General features: G+C 56.5%; 18 protein-coding genes and 1 tRNA gene. 7 read left to right on the forward strand and 12 right to left on the reverse strand.

Annotated features, from left to right (window positions below; translation table 11 throughout):
- Positions 1 to 9: 9 nt before the first annotated feature.
- From HEQ18_RS10270 to HEQ18_RS10295, 6 genes are all read left to right on the forward strand, one after another.
- Positions 10 to 915 (forward strand): heme o synthase, encoded by a 906-nt coding sequence (locus HEQ18_RS10270; protein ID WP_432814635.1) that lies wholly within the window; start codon positions 10 to 12, stop codon positions 913 to 915.
- Entirely contained in the window at positions 912 to 1,067 is a 156-nt protein-coding gene (locus tag HEQ18_RS10275) for a hypothetical protein (RefSeq protein ID WP_432814636.1), read from the forward strand. The genes HEQ18_RS10270 and HEQ18_RS10275 overlap by 4 nt, the downstream gene beginning before the upstream one ends.
- Positions 1,067 to 1,633 carry a cytochrome c oxidase assembly protein gene (locus tag HEQ18_RS10280; RefSeq protein WP_432814637.1) on the forward strand — a complete coding sequence of 189 codons (567 nt, stop codon included), beginning with the start codon at positions 1,067 to 1,069 and terminating at the stop codon, positions 1,631 to 1,633. The genes HEQ18_RS10275 and HEQ18_RS10280 overlap by 1 nt, the downstream gene beginning before the upstream one ends.
- 37 nt (positions 1,634 to 1,670) lie before the next feature.
- Positions 1,671 to 2,558: a cytochrome c oxidase subunit 3 gene (locus tag HEQ18_RS10285; RefSeq protein WP_432814638.1), complete on the forward strand. Its 888-nt coding sequence runs from the start codon at positions 1,671 to 1,673 to the stop codon at positions 2,556 to 2,558.
- Positions 2,559 to 2,645: 87 nt separating this feature from the next.
- Positions 2,646 to 2,945, forward strand: coding sequence for a DUF983 domain-containing protein (locus HEQ18_RS10290; protein ID WP_432814639.1), 300 nt, complete (start codon positions 2,646 to 2,648; stop codon positions 2,943 to 2,945).
- Complete coding sequence (locus tag HEQ18_RS10295) at positions 2,942 to 3,523, forward strand: SURF1 family cytochrome oxidase biogenesis protein (protein ID WP_432814640.1); 582 nt, start codon at positions 2,942 to 2,944, stop codon at positions 3,521 to 3,523. The genes HEQ18_RS10290 and HEQ18_RS10295 overlap by 4 nt, the downstream gene beginning before the upstream one ends.
- Before the next feature lie 74 nt (positions 3,524 to 3,597).
- Here HEQ18_RS10295 and infC read toward each other — a convergent pair whose 3' ends face one another.
- The 11 genes from infC to HEQ18_RS10350 form a co-directional block, all read right to left on the reverse strand.
- Complete coding sequence (infC, locus tag HEQ18_RS10300; protein ID WP_397605209.1) at positions 3,598 to 4,116, reverse strand: translation initiation factor IF-3; 519 nt, start codon at positions 4,114 to 4,116, stop codon at positions 3,598 to 3,600.
- A gap of 189 nt (positions 4,117 to 4,305) precedes the next feature.
- Entirely contained in the window at positions 4,306 to 5,049 is a 744-nt protein-coding gene (locus HEQ18_RS10305) for a thioredoxin family protein (protein ID WP_432814641.1), read from the reverse strand.
- Positions 5,016 to 6,419: a protein-disulfide reductase DsbD domain-containing protein gene (locus HEQ18_RS10310; RefSeq protein WP_432814642.1), complete on the reverse strand. Its 1,404-nt coding sequence runs from the start codon at positions 6,417 to 6,419 to the stop codon at positions 5,016 to 5,018. Before HEQ18_RS10310 ends, HEQ18_RS10305 begins: the two co-directional genes overlap by 34 nt.
- 42 nt (positions 6,420 to 6,461) lie before the next feature.
- Positions 6,462 to 7,871 carry an MATE family efflux transporter gene (locus HEQ18_RS10315; protein ID WP_397606537.1) on the reverse strand — a complete coding sequence of 470 codons (1,410 nt, stop codon included), beginning with the start codon at positions 7,869 to 7,871 and terminating at the stop codon, positions 6,462 to 6,464.
- Positions 7,872 to 8,037: 166 nt separating this feature from the next.
- Positions 8,038 to 11,088, reverse strand: coding sequence for a valine--tRNA ligase (locus HEQ18_RS10320; RefSeq protein WP_432814643.1), 3,051 nt, complete (start codon positions 11,086 to 11,088; stop codon positions 8,038 to 8,040).
- 77 nt (positions 11,089 to 11,165) lie between these two features.
- Entirely contained in the window at positions 11,166 to 12,548 is a 1,383-nt protein-coding gene (locus HEQ18_RS10325; protein ID WP_432814644.1) for an amino acid permease, read from the reverse strand.
- Between the two features lie 142 nt (positions 12,549 to 12,690).
- On the reverse strand, positions 12,691 to 14,754 hold the full coding sequence (locus HEQ18_RS10330; protein ID WP_432814645.1) for a prolyl oligopeptidase family serine peptidase: 2,064 nt from the start codon (positions 14,752 to 14,754) through the stop codon (positions 12,691 to 12,693).
- Positions 14,755 to 14,834: 80 nt separating this feature from the next.
- Positions 14,835 to 14,975 carry an amidohydrolase family protein gene (locus HEQ18_RS10335; protein WP_432814646.1) on the reverse strand — a complete coding sequence of 47 codons (141 nt, stop codon included), beginning with the start codon at positions 14,973 to 14,975 and terminating at the stop codon, positions 14,835 to 14,837.
- Positions 14,976 to 15,233: 258 nt separating this feature from the next.
- Entirely contained in the window at positions 15,234 to 15,650 is a 417-nt protein-coding gene (locus HEQ18_RS10340) for a DUF2497 domain-containing protein (RefSeq protein ID WP_432814647.1), read from the reverse strand.
- Between the two features lie 20 nt (positions 15,651 to 15,670).
- Positions 15,671 to 17,137, reverse strand: coding sequence for a TolC family outer membrane protein (locus tag HEQ18_RS10345; protein ID WP_432814648.1), 1,467 nt, complete (start codon positions 17,135 to 17,137; stop codon positions 15,671 to 15,673).
- Positions 17,134 to 17,718 carry a protein-L-isoaspartate O-methyltransferase family protein gene (locus HEQ18_RS10350; RefSeq protein ID WP_432814649.1) on the reverse strand — a complete coding sequence of 195 codons (585 nt, stop codon included), beginning with the start codon at positions 17,716 to 17,718 and terminating at the stop codon, positions 17,134 to 17,136. Before HEQ18_RS10350 ends, HEQ18_RS10345 begins: the two co-directional genes overlap by 4 nt.
- Before the next feature lie 273 nt (positions 17,719 to 17,991).
- Between HEQ18_RS10350 and HEQ18_RS10355 the strand changes: the two genes are divergently transcribed.
- Positions 17,992 to 18,065, forward strand: a tRNA-Cys gene (locus HEQ18_RS10355).
- 454 nt (positions 18,066 to 18,519) lie between these two features.
- Here HEQ18_RS10355 and HEQ18_RS10360 read toward each other — a convergent pair.
- Complete coding sequence (locus HEQ18_RS10360; RefSeq protein ID WP_432814650.1) at positions 18,520 to 18,666, reverse strand: beta-galactosidase; 147 nt, start codon at positions 18,664 to 18,666, stop codon at positions 18,520 to 18,522.
- Between the last annotated feature and the right edge of the window lie 145 nt (positions 18,667 to 18,811).

The raw sequence follows: 18,811 nt of genomic DNA on the forward strand, positions 1-18,811 counted from the left end.
GGAACAGGCATGACAACCGCAACGCGTGACATCATTTTGACAGCCGAGTGGCGCGATTTCTGGGCTTTGACGAAGCCTCGGGTCATGTCGCTTGTCGTGTTCACAGCGCTTTGCGGATTATTGGCGGCACCGGGTAGCATTCATCCGGTAATTGGTTTTACCGCGATACTCTGCCTTGCTTTGGGCGCGGGTGCCTGTGGTGCGCTCAACCAATATTTTGAAGCTGACATTGACGCCAAAATGGCACGGACGGCGCGCCGCCCGCTGCCTGCGGGCCGAATGGACCGGGCGTCCGCGTTGAACTTTGGCATCGGCCTTGCCGCTTTTTCGGTGGGCATCATGGGCGTTGCCGTCAATTGGTTATGCGCTGGCTTGCTTGCTTTCTCGATCTTCTTCTACGCGATCGTCTACACCATCTGGTTGAAGCCCAATACGCCGCAAAACATCGTGATCGGTGGCGCGGCGGGCGCATTTCCGCCCGTCATCGGCTGGGCGGCGGTAACGGGCGACGTTACGCTTATGCCAATCCTCCTTTTTGCGATCATATTCCTGTGGACACCGCCGCATTTCTGGGCGCTCGCGTTGTTTATGAAAACGGATTACGGCGCTGCCGGAATTCCCATGCTCCCCAATGTGAAGGGTCAGCGGGTCACCCGTAACCAGATATTCGGCTACAGCTTCCCCATGGCGGCGACGGCGATACTGCCTTTTGCTTTGGCCGAAACAGGGTGGGTCTATGGCGCGGCAGCGATTGTTCTTAACCTCCTGTTTTTGGCATTGGCCTTCCGGGTCTGGAAAAACGAGGCCACGGACGCAGCCGCGATGAAGCCGGAGAAGCAACTTTTTGCCTTCTCAATCCTTTACCTGTTTCTCCTTTTTGCAATTTTCGCCTTTGACCGGATGCTGATATCATGACCCAGAATGAGCCGTCTGCCTATACCGTCGAAGAAACGGCGATTATCCGCAAACGCCAGGCGGGCCGCTCGCGTGTCATGGGTGTTGCTTTGGTCGGGTTGTGCGTCTTGTTCTTCTTAATCACTGTGGTGAAAGTGGGAGTCTGGGGCTGATGGCTGTTTCTAACGCAAAAACCGGGTTTTTGGCGGCGGCGCTTGCCGTATCAATGGTCGGCGTTGGCTTTGCTGCGGTGCCTTTGTATCGTTTATTCTGTCAGGTCACTGGCTTTGGCGGCACCACAATGCGCGTGGACGCTGCGCAGGCGGCTACTGTTGCAGTTTCCAACAAAACTATCGTTGTGCGCTTTGATGCCAATCAACGTGAAGGCTTGCCTTGGGAATTCAAACCCGAGCGTCCGACGGACACTGTCAGCATCGGCGCGAAGGACATGTCGATCTATCTTGCGAAGAATCTCTCGAACGAGCCCGTTACGGGCACCGCCACGTTCAACGTGACGCCAGCGCTTGCCGGTCAGTATTTTAACAAGATTCAGTGCTTCTGCTTTACCGAACAGACGCTGAAACCCGGCGAACAGGTCCGCATGCCGGTCCTATTCTATGTCGATCCCAAGATTATGACCGACCCTGAAACCAAAGACATTGAAGAAATCACACTTAGTTACACTTTCTATCCAGTGGAAAAGCCAAACATAGTGGACCAGACGGCGAACGGTAGCTAAGGCAATTGTTAATCGATACGACTACAGGGAATTGACCATGGCGGGTGCCAAAAATCACGATTATCATATTTTGCCACCAAGCATCACACCGTTGCTCGGTTCATTTTCGGCGCTGATTATGTTCTTTGGTTTGGTGATGTGGATGCATCCCGAACAGTTCAGCTATGGCAGCCTGATCTTTGGCATTGGCTTGATTGCCGTTATCTACACTTTCTATGCCTGGTGGGCAGATGTCGTAAATGAGGCGCAGGCCGGCGATCATACCCCTGTGGTGCAATTGCACCTGCGCTACGGCATGATCATGTTCATTGCCTCTGAAGTCATGTTCTTCGTTGGCTGGTTCTGGGCATGGTTTGACTATGCGTTGTTCCCGGTACCGTTGGAAATCGTCATAGACCCCGAAACGCACGCATTTACGGTCACTAACCTGATCGGCCAAGAAGGTGCAGCCGCGTTGATGCAATGGCCGCCAAAGGGTTTGGAAGTTCTCGATTCGATGCAGCTTCCGTTGTTGAACACGCTGATCCTGTTGTGTTCGGGCACCACTGTGACTTGGGCGCACCATGCGCTCATCCATGGCGACCGTGAAGGTCTGAAGAAAGGTCTGTGGCTCACCATATTGCTCGGCCTACTGTTCAGTGCGATTCAGGTTTATGAATATGCCGTCGCGCCGTTTCCCTTTGGCGGATTGAATTACGGCACGGCCTTTTACATGGCGACGGGTTTCCATGGCTTCCACGTCATTGTGGGCACCATCTTCCTCGCCGTCTGCCTTGCGCGCACCTATAAGGGCCATTTCACGCCTAAGCAGCATTTCGGTTTTGAGGCCGCCGCGTGGTACTGGCATTTTGTCGATGTCGTCTGGCTCTTCCTCTTCATCACCATTTACATCTGGGGTGGCTGGGGCGCACCAGTGCACGCGTAAATGAAACCAGAACAATCCATAGAAGGGCAGCCCAGCATTGCTAAGGCTGCCCTTTTTGGTCTCTGCCCCCAATGTGGGCATAAAAGCTTGTTCGCTGGCCTGGGGCAGTTCGCCGACAGTTGCGCAAACTGCGGACTAGACTTTAGCAGCTATAATGTCGGCGATGGTCCCGCTGCGTTGCTCACTATGGGCATTGGCACGTTGATTATCGTACTGGCGTTGGGCGTTGATTCTGTGTTTCACCCGCCTTTTTGGGTACATGTCATCATTTGGGTGCCGTTTACCGCAGCGCTTACGGTGATAAGCTTGCGCATGGCGAAAGCCGGGCTGTTGGCGGCGGAGCATCGCAACCGTGCGCGCGAAGCTGGAAAGAGTGATCTTCTATGAACCGCCTGCCCGTCATTCCAACCCTATTGGTTGCCCTTGCCGTTGCCACGATGATTGGCCTTGGCATCTGGCAGTTGCAACGCAAGGCACAGAAAGACGAATTGCTGTCGCGTTATGAATCGGCGGTGGGATTGCCAGCCGTGGCATGGCCAACGGTTCCCGACCCTGCGGCATTGCCATTGTTTCGCCGCTCCAGCCTCATATGCGTGCGTGTTGTTAAGATTGAGACCGTATCGGGTTCAAATGCCGCGGGCAAAGCAGGCTTTGCCCATGTCGCGTCTTGCCAGACCGGCAAAGCAGAGGGCCCCGATGCCAAAGTGGCCTTTGGCTGGTCCGAACGGCCGCAATCACCCAAATGGGACGGCGGCCGCGTTAAAGGCATTATCGCGCCCTACGGAGCGCAGCGCATAAAGCTTGTTTCAACAGATGCGGTCGACGGCTTGGATATATTGGCCGAGCCGTCGCCAAGCCAGATCCCGAACAACCATCTGCTATATGCCATTCAGTGGTTCATTTTTGCCACCGCTGCGACCATTATCTATATATTGGCGCTTCGAAAGCGCACCAAAGCCCTTTGACCCTGCCATCATCAATCTTTTGATTGTCATCATTGGGACCGAACTGATTCGGCAAGCCATCTGGTAACTGCGCCCTATTTGGGCGACAGCACCATCAGCATCTGGCGACCTTCCATCCGGGGATGTGCCTCGATTTTTGCGGTTTCGGTCGTATCGGCCTGAACCCGTTGAAGCAGTATCATACCCAATTGTTGGTGTGCCAATTCCCGGCCACGGAAACGCAGCGTAATCTTGACCTTGTCACCTTCTTCGATGAATTCGGCGACCTTCTTCATCTTAACCATATAGTCATGGTCATCAATGTTCGGACGCATCTTGATTTCTTTGATTTCCTGCGTTTTCTGGCTCTTGCGTGCCAAATTGGCCTTTTTCTGGGCCTCATATTTGAACTTGCCGATGTCCAGAAATTTGCACACGGGGGGATCAGCGTTTGGGGAGACTTCCACCAAATCGAGCCCAACTTCGCCAGCCTGCGCTATCGCCTCGCGGGTATACATGACACCCAGATTTTCGCCGTCATCATCAATGACCCGCACTTTTTCAACGGTGATTAGATTATTGTAGCGCGGTCCACTTTTAACAGGTGGGGTCATAGCGCGCCGGGTAGGCGGGGTGGCGATAGTCAATACTCCTTGTGATGTTCGGCAACGCTAATACAGCCAATTTGTCCGCAGATAAAGGCTTTAGCAGCGATACCCCTGCTTTTGTTGCCCTGTGTGGCGCTAAAGCACATACGAGGGGTTCAACGTGCTCAATTTAAAGGGGCGGCGTTTGGCCGCGTTTTATTCCGAAAGCGCCGTCAGGTCGTTCACCGTTAAGATCTGCGGCAACACACGCGCGTCGGCGTTCGGTGGATAGTATAGATATAATGGCACGCCCGACCGCCCGTGCTTGGCCAGAAAGCGCGTGATATCCGGATCTCTGCGTGTGTAATCGCCCACCATCGTGCGTATGCCTGCTTTGGCAAAGGCTGCGCTGGTTTCTGTGCGGTCAATCGCAGCGTTCTCATTCACTTTGCATGTCACACACCAGTCGGCGGTGAAGTAGAGAAACACAGCTTTGCCCTCTGCGCGCAGTGCGGCCAGCCGTTCTTCGTCAAAGGCCATGCTGCCGTTTTTCATCGGCTGCGGGGCAGGCGCGACGATGGCGGCCTTGTCCATGATGAGCAAAGCCGCGACGGTGACGCCCAATATGGCCGCAACGACCATCTTGTGTGGCGCGCCGCTTTTCTGTTTCCGCCCAAGTTCAAACAGCCGCAACAATATGATCAACGCGGCCGCGCCGCCAATGAGCAAGCCGCTAAAGCCGGCAAGTTGATAAAGCAGCCATAGCAAGGCCAATGACGTGAGCGCCATCGGCACGGCCATCCACTGACGAAAACGCACCATCCACGCGCCAGGACGTGGCATGCGCTTGCGCAAAGGTGGGATGAAGGCAATGGCAAGGAAGGGCAAAGCAAGGCCAAGACCAAGGCCCGCAAATATCAACAGTGCTAAACTTGCGGGCAACAGCAAAGCCGCACCCATTGCCGCCGCCATGAACGGGCCGGTGCACGGCGTTGCGACAACAGCCGCCAGCACGCCCGTCCAGAATGACCCTGACACGCCGCCTTTTGGGTCAGTGCCTCGCCCGCGCCGATACCGCCGACTTCAAACAGGCCAGCCAGATTTGCGGTGACCGCAACCATGAGCAACAGCAGCAACAACACAATCGCAGGGTCCTGCAACTGGAATGCCCAGCCCACCTCTTCGCCCGCCGCCCGCAAAGCCAACATAATGCCACCCAGCACAAGGCAGCTCATGATGATGCCGACGGTGTACGCAACGGCATCGCGTCGGGCCGCACCCTCATCACCGCCCATTTTGGCAAGGCTCAAGGCCTTCAATCCCAATATCGGGAATACGCAAGGCATGAGGTTCAGGAGCAAGCCGCCAAGAACCGAAAAGGCGAGTATCCAGCCAAAGCCAAGTGGCGGTGTTTGCGCTGGCGTCGCTGCGCCTTTACCAAAAACGGATACGGCCGCGCCGCCTGCTGGGACGGTGCCGGGTGTGGCGCGTATTCCAAGTCCCTGTGCATCATTGAAACGCAGTAGGCCGTCAATCTCTCCGGCAAATGGTTCTTTCACTTCACTGCTGATAATCAACCAATCGCCGGTGCGCCGCGCAGTTTGCGGGGCGGCGTAACGGAACAGATTTTCGCTCTGCGCAAAAAACCAGACTCGGCTTGCGTCGGCACTACGCGGATAGGGGATGGCGATATCAATGCGGTTGCCATCAATGGCATAGTGCGCCTTGCGGTCCAGCGGCACTGGCAATGCGCTGCGCCACCCATCGAAACGTCTGCGGTCGGCATTGTCGATGGTTCCAGAACCAATGGTCATGGGCACCGACAATGTCGCGCTTTCCGGTACGCAGACCAGATCGGAGCAGGCCGACCAGCGCGCGTCGACCTTGATCGTCAAATTCTGCCCAACAATCGCGCTTTGCGGGATTTTGAGATCAATCAGAAAAGCATGCTCTGTCTTGTAAACATGGTTCATGAAACCGCTGACAATCAAGGTTTCGGGCACGGGCGCACGGATGGGGCCCACACTTGCGCCAGTGGGCAATATCCACGCCAGCTCTAGTGGCGTTCCGGCATCACCGGGGTTCACCCAATAATCATGCCAGCCGGGTTTCGGGTCCATGACAATCGCGACGGTCACGGTATCACCGGGGGCGGGGCTGCGCGTTTCGGCTGCCATCGACGCACGGACATATTGCGGCGCGGCAGGGGTGGGAACCTGCGCATGGGCCATGCCAGCCGCAACAAACAGTGCCAGCAGGAACTGACCCATGCGCAACATTATATGCTTGGGCGCAGTAAATTCTCGGGGCAAGGTGACGATGCGTTGCATGCGAAGCTCAATGGCACAATGCACTATGTTTAGGACAGCGGATTATTCAGGCACCACGGGCACGGCGTGCGCACCCATGGACGGCATCACCTTTGCCTTTTTCCATCCGCCATGCAGATAATAGGCAATCGACAGGATGCAGGATGCAATCGCGGTCGCAACAAATGATCCCCAAATGGCATCTGCGCCGAAGCGGGCGTATAGGCCAAAGCCAATGCTGAAACGCACCAGCACAGCGCTGATTATCAGGATCAGGAGCGGCGCAACTACGGCGCCATTCGCACGCACCGCAAAGGTCACGACAACCGACACACCCATCAGGACGAAGGTCCACCCAATGACGTGGTTGACGTGGATCGCGATATCGATGGCTGGGCTGCCGCTTGGCAGGAACAGGCCAAGCAATGGCGTCGCGAACAAGGTCATGAGTAAGATCAATACACCTGCCAGCAGCAGGTTGATCCCAATCCCCGACCACACGATGCGGCCAATACGGTCCCATTTGTTTGCGCCAATATTTTGGGCGACCATGGCGCTGACGGCGCTGCCCACGGCGACCGCGGGCATCTGCACATAGCTCCAAAGCTGATTCATCACGCCAAATGCCGCGGTTGTGTTCACGCCTTCTCGATTGACAAGCCCAATCATCACAACGGCAGAGCCCGACATGATGATCATCGACAAGCCCATAGGCAGGCCCATACGCGCAATCGGTTTCAAGAACCGCGCATCTGGCCGAAGCCATTTCAGCTCATGCCCGCGCAGGCGGATGGTCAGGTCGCGCGCATAGACCTTGCGTAGCAATAGCCCGAGGCTGATGACCCCGGCAAATATGGTCGCAAGCGCCGATCCAGCGATACCCATCGCGGGTATGGGGCCAAGGCCCAAGATAAGAATCGGGTTCAAGATGATGTCGAGAACCACGTTCAAAACTGTATTCCAAAATGGCGTCACCGAATCCCCCACACCGCGCAGCGATGATGCAACAAGCACCATCACGAAAGAGGTTGGCATCGACAGGAAGATGACGCGCAAATATGCCAGCGCCAGCGGATAGACCGTTTCCGGCGTTGCCATCAGGCGCAGCATGTGGGGCGCAAAGATCCAACCCGCCGCCGCCGTCACCAGGCCAGCCGCAAGGAAAATGCCGAATGCGGTGCCCATGATGCGGCGGACAGATTCCACGTCGCGGCGGCCCATATTCTGACCAATCAAAATGGTCGTCGCCATGGTGAAGCCGAACAAAGTGGAGAACATCAAAAACATGATGAGCCCCGCATTGGCCGATGCGGCAAGGGCCTCTTCGCCCAAGAATCTACCAATCCACACCGAATTGACCGAATGGTTCAGCGACTGGAGAATGTTCACCCCAAGTGAGGGCAGCGCGAACAGGAACAAAGTCTTGGCCACTGGACCAATTGTCAGGTCGCGCTGATGGGCGGGGGTGGTCATGTTGAAACACCCGCTTCATAAGAGCCCATATGTGTCATTCCCGCGAAAGCGGGAAGCCATGGGGCCGCCGCGTCGTGTGAACGCCAGTAAGCGACTGGGGCACGCTCAGGCCGTGGATTCCCGCTTTCGCGGGAATGACAAAGTGTGTTGAAGGTTCGGACGATAGTCACCCCAACCGCTTTAGTGCCGCAGTCAATCGTTCGGCCTCAGCAGCCTTTTCGGCATGGTCGGCGCGCGCCTTTTCTACCGCTTCAGGCTTGGCCTTTTCCACAAAGGCGGCATTGGACAAGCGACCGGAAAGCGCATCGCGCTCTTTGGTTGCGGCTTCGATGGCTTTGGTGATCCGGCTACGTTCGGCGTCAAGGTCGATGACGCCGTCAAGCGGGAAAACGATAGTGTCGTCGCCCACAACGATCTGCGCGACATTGTTGGTTTCAACGGGCGAATAGACAAAATCGTCAATGCGGCCGAGGCGTGACAATGCCGCACCTTGGCGCACGATTATCGCAATCGTGGCGGTCTGAGGGCCGGAAATATTGGCGGTCAGGCGCGTGCCCGGCGCTATGTTCAACTCCGCCTTGAACGAACGGGTTTTGCTAATCGTGTCGATGACCCAATTTATCTCGGCGACTGCCTCTGCATCTACCGTGGCATTCGGCTCCGGCCATTGGGCGTGAATGATGTCATAGGCACGAGGATATTCTGAGTCGGACAAGGCATGCCATAATTCTTCGGTAATGAACGGCATAAATGGATGCAGCATCACCAAGATTTGGTCGAGCGCCCAGCCAGCGACTTCGCGCGTCTCATCCGCTTCTGCGTTCCCCAGCGCAGGCTGGGGTCCAGCCTCGACCGCATCTGGACCCCGGCCTTCGCCGGGGCGCACCTGAACCAATGGCTTGATCAGTTCCAGATACCAATCGCAAAACTGGTCAAAAACGAAATGATACAGCACATCGGCCATGCCGTCGAAACGATATTCGGCGAAGGCTTTGTTCAGCTTCTCGACGGTCTCAACCACCTCACCAATAATCCAGCGGTTGACCGCCAATTCGGCCTTTGGCGCATGCACGCCGTGCGATCCGCTTATGCCGTTGGATTGCGCGAAGCGTGCGGCATTCCACAGCTTGGTTGCAAAGTTACGATAGCCTGCAACGCGGCTTTCATCCATTTTAATATCGCGGCCCTGGCTTTCCATGGCGGCCATGAAGAAACGCAGCGCGTCCGCGCCATATTGGTCAATCAGGCCAAGCGGATCGACTGTATTGCCCTTTGACTTCGACATTTTGCTGCCATCCGCCGCACGGACAAGGCCGTGCAGATAGAGCGTTTTCCAAGGCACTTCTTTCATGAAGTGAATACCCTGCATCGCCATCCGCGCATCCCAGAAAAATAATATGTCAAAACCGGAAATCAGCACGTCATTGGGATAATGGCGTTGGAGCAAGGATTCCTCCCCGGAACGGGGAGGGGGACCAGCCGCAGACTGGTGGAGGGGGTTCTCCCCCTCTCCATCGACTTGCGATGGGGAGGTGGCAGCCGAAGCGTCAGCTTCGGATGACGGAGGGGCCTTCGAGGTTGCAGTCCCCTCCACCACCGCTACGCGGCGGTCCCCCTCCCCATCGCAAGTCGATGGGGAGGAGAGCGCTTCAGGCCAACCCAAAGTTCCAAACGGCCAAAGTGCAGACGAGAACCATGTGTCGAGGACGTCGGGGTCGCGCGTCAGCTCGACGCCCGCGCCAGCAAGACCTTGGGCAGCCTCTTCAGTTTCGGCGACATAACATGTGCCGTCGGCGGCAAACCACGCAGGTATCTGATGCCCCCACCATAATTGCCGCGACACACACCAAGGCTGGATATTCTCCATCCAATTGAAATAGGTTTTTTCCCAAGACTTTGGCACAATGTCGAAACCGCCATTGGCCTTGCCTTTGCGCGCGGCTTCGATGGCGGGCTTGGCGAGTGTTGCCGCATCGACATACCATTGGTCGGTGAGCATTGGCTCGATCACGACGCCTGAACGGTCACCAAAGGGTTGTTGGATCGTCTTATTTTCGACGGCAATCATCAGGCCGTCGGCGTCAATGTCGGCGACAACCCGTTTGCGTGCTTCGTAGCGGTCAAGGCCGCGATAGGTGTCAGGAACAAGGTTGAGCGTGTCGATGTCGCCGACGGTCCACTGTCCACCTGCGGCTATCGCCTTGGCGCGTTCGGCAGCTTCCGCATAAGGCGTGCCATCGCTGCGCATCGCGGCGACTTCGTCCATAAGGCGGTACATCGGGATGCCGTTGCGCTGCGCGACGCCGTAATCATTCTGGTCGTGCGCGCCGGTAATCTTCACCGCGCCCGATCCAAAATCGGGGTCGGGATATTCGTCAGTGATAATCGGGATCAGGCGGCGATGGTCTTTCGGGCCGACGGGGATTTCACAAAGTTTGCCGACGATAGACTTGTAGCGCTCATCGCCCGGATGCACCGCAACCGCGCCGTCACCTAACATCGTTTCCGGACGCGTGGTGGCGATGGCGATATAATCGCGTTCCTCCTCTAATGTGACATTGCCGTCGGCATCGCGCTCGACATAGATATAGGTTTCCCCGCCCGCGAGCGGATATTTGAAATGCCACATATGGCCGTTCACTTCGCGCGTTTCCACCTCCAGATCCGAAATCGCGGTTTTCAGGCCTGGGTCCCAGTTGACAAGACGCTTGTCGCGGTAGAGCAGCCCTTGGTTATACAGATCCACAAACACCTTGATGACGGCCTTTGAAAAGCCTTCATCCATGGTGAAGCGTTCATTCTCCCAATCCATTGAGCAGCCAAGACGACGCAACTGGCCAGTAATCTCGCCGCCGCTTTCCGCCTTCCATTCCCACACTTTGGCGACAAATTCGTCGCGGGTGAAATCGGTGCGTTTTTGCCCTTGGGCATTGAGCTGCCGTTCGACGACCATCTGCGTGGCAATGCCGGCATGGTCCGTGCCAACGACCCATAAGGCGTCCTTGCCCTGCAAACGCGCATGGCGGATGAGGATGTCTTGCAGGGTATTGTCGAGCGCATGGCCGATGTGCAGGCTGCCCGTCACATTGGGCGGCGGGTTCACGATTGTGTATGGCTCGGCATGGGGGCGATTGGGCCGGAATGCGCCCGTGGATTCCCAATGCGCATACCATTTCGCCTCAATCGCGGCGGGGTCGAAAGTCTTATCGATAGTCATGGAAAGTGGCTTTGCCAGCGCGTGGGCAATTGGGCAAGGATTTCGCGGCGTTTCGGTGGATTTAAGTGGTCCTGACCCTAGGTTACCCGCCGCCGGAAAACGAAAAATGCCGCCGCAAAGCCGCCCGCTACAAGCAGGCTCAACCACAATTCCTTCGACGCGGACGGATCAAGGCCCTTTGCGACCAAGATCACCAACATCGCCGCCATCGCGACATATGTGCCATAGGGGTGGAACCACATTTTGATTTGTAGTCGGCTGGGGTCCTCCGCCTCATATTTACGGCGCAGCTTTAGCTGTGCGGCGGATGTCATGAGGTACAGCAAAAGCATGGTCACGCCGCAGCTATTGATCAGGAAGCTGAATACCACATCGCGCGACACCGCGTCGGCGGCGAGCGCGACATAGCTGAACAGGCTGGCGATCAGGATGGCGCGCGCGGGCACTTTGCGGTGGTTGACCTGCACCAACCACTGGGGTGCGTCCTTATGCTTGGCGAGGCCGAACAACGCACGCGAGGTGACATATAGGCCGGAGTTCAAGCACGATAGCACTGCGACCAAAACCACCGCCTCCATAATCAACTGACCCGCTGGCAATCCCATATAGGCAAGCGTGGTGGCAAAGGGCGACACCTTGGGCACGATCTCGGTCCATGGCACCACCGACACGATGAGGAAGATGGAGAGTATGTAAAAGATAAGGATGCGCACAGTGACCGATACGGTCATGCGGCCAATGACCTTCGAAGGCTCTTCGGATTCGGCCGCTGCGATGGTGGCGATTTCGGCCCCAACAAGGCTGAATATGGTCGAGGTTGCCGCCGCCAGCACGACGCCCCAGCCATTGGGGACAAAGCCGTCATGCGCCGTCAAATTCCCAAAGGTCGAGCCGCCGCCTGAGGTTAGGCCAAAGGCCCATGCGGCGCAGACCAGAATGAACACGATGATCGCGGCGACCTTGATAGACGAAAACCAGAATTCAAATTCACCATATGCCCGCGCCGACATCAGGTTTACTGCGGTCAAAATCGCCATCAGGGCAATGCCGATGCCAAGCTCAGGCACGGCAGGGAACCATCCATGCAGAATTTGCGCGCCAGCAATCGCTTCAATCGCAACCACGACAACCCAGAAATACCAATAGAGCCAGCCCGACATGAAACCCGCCAAATTGCCAAGGCCAGCACGGGCGAAGTCAGGGAAGGTCTGCACCCCGTCAACGGCTATCGCCATTTCGGACAGCATGCGCATGACCAGCAAAATGATGAACCCTGCAATGGCAAAGGAGAAGACGGCGGCGGGGCCAGCCTGGCTGATCGTGGTGGAAGAACCAACGAACAGCCCGGCACCAATAATGCCGCCAATCGCGATCATCGAGACATGGCGCGACTTCAAACTGCGCGACAGTTCCGCCCCACCAGTGATTTCGGTTGCCACTTCATGCGCAATATCGGTCATACTCTTCCCCCCAATACTTCGTCTGTACTCTATAAATTTTGTCACCCCCGACGTGATCGGGGGGTCCATGGCCTGAACCTTCCGCTTGCGCTGACCGATCAGACCATGGATTCCCGCTTTCGCGGGAATGACAAAATCGGACTTATTTACTCTTCAAATATTTGCCGACCCAATCAAACACCGTCCGGTGCCATTGGATTGAATTTTTTGGTTTCAACACCCAGTGATTTTCATCCGGAAATACGAGCAATTTCGATTCCACGCCCTGCTGCTGCAACGCGGTAAAGGTGGCCAGCGACTGCGCATAAGGGATGCGATAATCCTTCTCGCCATGAATCACCAAAGTTGGCGTCTTCCATTTGGCGACATGGTTGACCGGGTTCCATTTCTCCGCATCGCTGCGCGTGGTCCATGGGCCTCCATTGTCCCATTGGTCGAACCACAACTCTTCGGTTTCATAGGCCATAGCGCGCAAGTCAAAGATACCTGCATGGTTGACAAGGCATTTGAAACGGTCGGGCCAATTGCCCGAAATCCAGTTCATCATATAGCCGCCATAAGAGCCGCCCAGCGCGCAGGCGTTGGCGGTATCGAGCTGGGTATCGATCTTGCCGACCGCATCCATGCCCTTTTGCAAATCCTCCAGCGGCCAGCCGCCCCAGTTTTTGTTGATGCTGTCGGTGAATTTTTGGCCGTAGCCGGTGCTCCCGTGAAAATCGATGCTGACCACGGCATAGCCTTGTGCCGCCATGACCGCCGGGTTCCATCGATAGGACCAAGCATTGTTAAATGTGCCCTGCGGGCCGCCATGGACGAGTAACAGGACAGGCAGCTTGCCGGTTGTGCCTTGCGGCTTAACGATCTGGCCATAAACTTGGTCGCCATTGGCCCCGGCGAAATTGAACATTTGGTAATTGACCGGATCAAGCGTGGCGAGCGCATCGGCGTTAACATTTGTCAACCGGGTCGTTCTGCCTTTGTTATCCATATGGACAAGGTCGGACGGCCCGGCGATGCTGTTGATCGCATAGACCACGCCACCATTTTTGAGCGGCACGGCCTCCGCGATGGTTCCGCGCTCCGTCAGGCGCGTGACTTTGCCTTTCAGGTCGACGCGAAAAAGCGGCGTTTCCAAGACGTCCTGCGCGGTAACGAGAAGGCTTTTGCTGTCGGCTGCCCATGCGAGCGATCCGACCGAACGGTCCCATGCGTCGGTGAGCGCTATGACCTTGCCGCTTTTCAAATCCATCAGTTGGACGACCAGCCGGTCGGCCTCATAGGTCGCGCGCGCCATAGATGTCCATGCCAGATATTTGCCATCGGGGGATGCGGCAGGTGTGGTGTCCATACCGGCGTTGTTCGCTGTGAGGTTGACGGGGTTTGCCGCACGCAGCGCCGAACGATAGATATCAAGATTGGTTGATTTGGCTTCATCGGCGTCGGCAAGACGCAAGGTGAATAGCACGGCGCTGCTGTCCGCGCTCCAGCTAATCTCCTCGCCGCCGCCAAAGGGCTTCGTTGGTGCATCGCCGACAAGGGTGCCGTCCATCGCTGCCCCCGACGGGCCCAGCTTGCCATCGGCCCCCAGCGCAACCGTAAAGACGCGGCTATAATTGCCCGGCGTTTCCCATTGGTCCCAATGGCGGACCATTAACTGATCATATTCGCGACCGGTGCCGGGGCCAGGTTTTGACGTGTCGCCATCTGTGTCGCAGCCAAATTCCATGCAATCGCGGGCAATGTCGCCCCACACGGCAAATGTCTGCCCGTCGGGGGAGATTTTGAAACCGCTGACATCGGCCTTGAAATTGCTCACTTGCAGGACTGCGGCCGATGCAATGCCGTAGCGCCAAATTTGGTCCGCCCCGCTTTGGTTGCTCATATAATATATGCTTTTGCCGTCGGGCGAAAAGGCAGGGTCATGCTCATTTTTGTCAGGCTTTGACGCAAACATCACTGGCTGCGCATCAGCGGTGCCGAGCTTCAGCATATACAGATCCGTCTTGCCTTTATTTGCCGCCAAATCGGTCTCGCGCAATTGATAGGCGATCATATTGCCGTCGGGCGATGCCGCAACAGCCGACAGCCGTTTCATCATCACGAGATCGGTTTCAGTCATGGGCCGGGCCATGGCGTCTGAGGAGAGAATGCCAAGCGTGATCGCGGACGTGCCCAATAGGGCGGGAAGCAAGAAGAGTTTTTTCATGCGCCGCACGCTAGTCAGCGCAAAGCAGGCAAGCAAGAAGATTACACGGACAAGCGCATGGGATTTAAGTGGTTCTGACCCTAGCGGACGGTATTTCCGCCCTTCAGAACATGCGCAACATTTTCCAGTGCCGTGATATCGTTCAACGGGTTGCCGTCCACCGCCACAAGATCGGCAAAGCGCCCCGGCGCGATGCTGCCGAGTTCGTCGTCCTTACCCAATAATTCTGCCGCGTGTCCCTATGTCGTCAGTATAATCGCCATTAAAAATTGGCGTCGCGCCGCGCGGAGCGACGGCCGCTATCCTGTGGCAGCATTGATCGGTGAGGATGGCGCCAGTCCGAACATCCGCGAGCTTTCCCGTTGCCACATACAGGTCGGACGTATGCAGTGACGCTGGCATCCAGGTTAAAGTTAACGCCAATGATGTCAGAATGGGCGCGATACCCACATGACGGTTCCAAAAGCGCACGGCTTTCGTCACCTTTTTTTGGTGATGCGCGTGATTTCGCGTTCGACCATCGCTTCGACGATGGGTGGCAAATGGGTGTCGAGCCAATCTTTCAGCATCGGGCGCAACAGGTCGCGCGTCATTCCTTCAAGCGACGTTTCGCCTGACCGAACAATCTGCGGTGCGGCACCAGGCTCGGACAAGGTCTGCAGCGCGGAAAAGCTGTGACGCAGGGTCTGCGCCTTATTGTTATCCAGCAAAACTTCGCCAACGCCTGCATTTTCATCGGCGTCGGTTAGCTCAAGGACTTCGTCGTGCGCGTCATCCGGCATGGCAGACTTCGCTGCGCGCTTGGTGGCGGGGCGGTTGCTGTCATCTTCAGCGATGATGCGCTTGATCGAGGATAAGATTTCATCCATCGAAGGTTCGTTCCGGCCATCAGCCATATTTTCAGCCCTTGCGTAAATTACCGGACTTTACCGTCGGTAACAATTGGCTCTATCTCCGCCTTTTGCGCCGCTGTGTCAACGGTTCGGGTCGATTTGGTGACTGGATCCGGCTGTGATGCCCAGTCGTTCCACGCCCCGTCAACCTTTTGATAGTCCGCGACGGGGTCGTATAATGCGCCGCCTTCAAGGCCCAAATCGCGCGCTTCGGCTTTGCCCATTGCGGCCAACAAAGTGAAACCGGCGACATAAGCGTTGCGACGTGCGGTGACGAGCTGAACCTTGCTGTTCAGCAATTCTTGCTCTGCGTTCAGTATGTCCAATATGGTGCGGTTACCAACGCCATTTTCGGCGCGCGTCCCTTCGAGCGATAATTCATTGGCCGACACGGCACGTTCGGAGGCGGCGATGACATCAAGCGCTGCCCGCCAGCTCGCGTAAGAAGCGCGGGTCTGGGCAATCACTTCACGCTCGGCAGCGATTTCGAGTTCCTGCGCTTGGCCAAGCCGCGCTTGCGCCTGACGAATTTGCGCGGCGGGCTGCCCACCTTGATATAAGGGTAAGGTCGCACGGACGCCCGCTTGTGCATTTAACGTGCTGTTGTCCGCCACGAAGCCCGGAATATTCGATGAGATCGAATTCAAAGCGTTGGAGTAAGATTGGGACGTAAAGACGCTTATTGTGGGCAGGCGCGATGCATTTGCAGCACGGCGATCAAAACGCGCCGCCTCACTGCTTTCGCGCGCCGCGATCAAATCCGGGTTGCTGTCCAATGCCACGGTCACGGCGCTATCTGGCGTTAATGGCAAATTGGGCAAGGGCGGCGGCGCCTGCAGCTGCCCGGGTTCGCGTCCGACCAACTGGATATAAAGCTCTTTCGAACGGATCAGATTGGCGCGCGCAGTTTCCATATTGCTGGTCGCCAGCGCAAGTCGTGCCTCGGACTGGGCAACATCGGTGCGGGTCAAGTCACCTATTTCAAAACGGTCACGCGTTGCATCCAGATTGACGGACAGAACGCCAACCTGCGCGCGGTTCAAATCGACAATCGATTCATCGCGAATGACATCCATATATGCGCCGACCACCGCCGAAAATATGGCGCTTTCGGTGCCACGCAGATTGGCAAAGCCGGCCTCAACCCGGTTTTCCGCCGCGCGCACCGCATTTTTAATGCCGCCGCCGGCATATAAGGGGGCTGAAATCGTGCCGTTGATGCTGAGGCTGCGGGCCTGAGCCACGGATCCGCCATTTTCCTGAAGGACATTTTCGACATAGCTTGGCTGGACCGTGATATCAGGACGGCCATTGGCCTTGGCCAAAGGAACGGCTTCGTTGGTTGCGCGCTGTCCCTGACGTGCTGCGCTTAGGTTGGGGTTGGTTTCATAAGCGGACACCAAGGCGTCACGCAAAGTGTCCGCGCTGGCAGGCGCGGCCAATCCGGTAGATGCCAGCAAAGCGGCTAGGAGCAGACGGCGCGCAATCAAAATACGAACTCCGGTTTGCGGGCAAAGGCCGGCAACGGGGCAATCTCGCTATCCGCAAACGATTTCAACGCAATTTTCCCCTTGTGGACAAAGCCCTTGGCCAAGCGCGTTACCGCACCTTCAATGATACCCGTTACCAATCGCGCGCCGTCGGCGGCGATATTCACTAACGCGGTGGGTAACTCTTCTGCTGCGCCGTCAATAATGATCACCGAATATGGCGCCGCCGATTGGGCTGCCGCCAGATTGTTCGCCGTCACAGAGGCAAGAGCGTTCACCCGCGTGCGCAAAATCGCGGCGACATAACCATCAGGCTTGCCAACCAACAAAACATGATCGTCTGCGCGCACATCCGCCGCCTGTAGCAGCAACGCAGCAGACACGGCTGGGTTGAGGACGGTTCCATCGTCCAGCGCAATCGACCGGTCCATATACGCCGTGGATCGATGCGTGAGCGGCACAAAATCCTCACGCGGGATGCTGCCCATCGCGGCCAGCACCCATAAGTCGGTTACCCCACTTGTGCGTAGCTGGCTATCCACCATGGACCGCCGCATCTCTTCAAAATTCACTGATTCCATCGGAAATTTTTCCATTAACCTACTGGCCATGTGGCACAACTGTATTATAAACACAACACAGCCTTTGATTCTGGTTCTAGCCAGCCTTGTCCGTTACGCCAAGCGGGATTCAGACAAACACCCTATTTCGGGATGCAAATAACAACTTTTCCGCGGCTTGTGGCGCACGGGGCACAAGGCGTCAGATTGCCGGTTGCATTGAATTGGTCAAGCCGCTAAACGCCCGCCTTCACCACATAATGGCGATGCTGTTCAGGCAAGTTATTGTTCAGGGGCCCGATGGCGGAGTGGTGACGCAGAGGACTGCAAATCCTTGCACGCCGGTTCGATTCCGGCTCGGGCCTCCAACTATATTGTGCCTCTATCGTTGCTTCTGGTCACTGACCTAGGGTCAGGACCACTTAAATCCACCTTCGCGGTTTGAGGCCATATTGTTCAGTGCAAGGCGGCAAGCGCAGGGCTTAGTGGTTCTAAGTCCAAGCTTGCCAACGCGGCAATGGACAATATGGGTCAAATCCGAGGGACGCCAAAATGGCTTCGATCTCAAAGCAAAATGCCCTTGCGGGCAGAATGACTGCCTGCGGCGGACATTTTACTTCGATATCTTTGCCATTTTGACGCCGCGAAGGTGGATTTAAGTGGTCCTGACCCTAAAGGCCTTCCCAATTTCTGCGCGTTTCAAACGCGACTGAATTGCGCTAACAGGTGCGTTCACCCCAAAATTGATATTTATCGGAATTTCGTTAACCCGTTATTATTGAACGTGTTTTAGCCAAGGTTGATCCGAGGATGACGCACCTGTCAGCGTAATTCCAAAATAATAGGAAGCGCTGCCATGTCAGGCACGGCATTTATCAGCGACTTTGGCGGCGTAGCAGTCGGGGTGCCCAGAATGACCTGGAGACCGGCAGCATGGAACGGCTTTATTCTGGCAGTCTCACCACCCACGGACCACTTCGCGCGCTGCGTTGCGACCGGGTAGGCCAGTAACGCCACCGCCCGGGTGAGTTCCCGCGCCGCACATAAATAAGTTGCGTATGGGACCCCCCAACCGACTTTTTGAAAGCGAAATAATGCAGAGTTATTCGACCGC

This window comes from Sphingorhabdus sp., from assembly GCF_050921905.1.
Classification (GTDB): Bacteria; Pseudomonadota; Alphaproteobacteria; order Sphingomonadales; family Sphingomonadaceae; genus Sphingorhabdus_B.

Coding starts and splice junctions, on each gene's coding strand:
- HEQ18_RS10285 (WP_432814638.1), top strand. CDS start 1,671: ATGGCGGGTGCCAAAAATCACGATTATCATATTTTGCCACCAAGCATC.
- infC (WP_397605209.1), bottom strand. CDS start 4,116: ATGACCCCACCTGTTAAAAGTGGACCGCGCTACAATAATCTAATCACC.
- HEQ18_RS10275 (WP_432814636.1), top strand. CDS start 912: ATGACCCAGAATGAGCCGTCTGCCTATACCGTCGAAGAAACGGCGATT.
- HEQ18_RS10315 (WP_397606537.1), bottom strand. CDS start 7,871: ATGACCACCCCCGCCCATCAGCGCGACCTGACAATTGGTCCAGTGGCC.
- HEQ18_RS10295 (WP_432814640.1), top strand. CDS start 2,942: ATGAACCGCCTGCCCGTCATTCCAACCCTATTGGTTGCCCTTGCCGTT.
- HEQ18_RS10305 (WP_432814641.1), bottom strand. CDS start 5,049: ATGGGTGCGGCTTTGCTGTTGCCCGCAAGTTTAGCACTGTTGATATTT.
- HEQ18_RS10340 (WP_432814647.1), bottom strand. CDS start 15,650: ATGGCTGATGGCCGGAACGAACCTTCGATGGATGAAATCTTATCCTCG.
- HEQ18_RS10310 (WP_432814642.1), bottom strand. CDS start 6,419: ATGCAACGCATCGTCACCTTGCCCCGAGAATTTACTGCGCCCAAGCAT.
- HEQ18_RS10350 (WP_432814649.1), bottom strand. CDS start 17,718: ATGGAATCAGTGAATTTTGAAGAGATGCGGCGGTCCATGGTGGATAGC.
- HEQ18_RS10330 (WP_432814645.1), bottom strand. CDS start 14,754: ATGAAAAAACTCTTCTTGCTTCCCGCCCTATTGGGCACGTCCGCGATC.
- HEQ18_RS10270 (WP_432814635.1), top strand. CDS start 10: ATGACAACCGCAACGCGTGACATCATTTTGACAGCCGAGTGGCGCGAT.
- HEQ18_RS10280 (WP_432814637.1), top strand. CDS start 1,067: ATGGCTGTTTCTAACGCAAAAACCGGGTTTTTGGCGGCGGCGCTTGCC.
- HEQ18_RS10320 (WP_432814643.1), bottom strand. CDS start 11,088: ATGACTATCGATAAGACTTTCGACCCCGCCGCGATTGAGGCGAAATGG.
- HEQ18_RS10325 (WP_432814644.1), bottom strand. CDS start 12,548: ATGACCGATATTGCGCATGAAGTGGCAACCGAAATCACTGGTGGGGCG.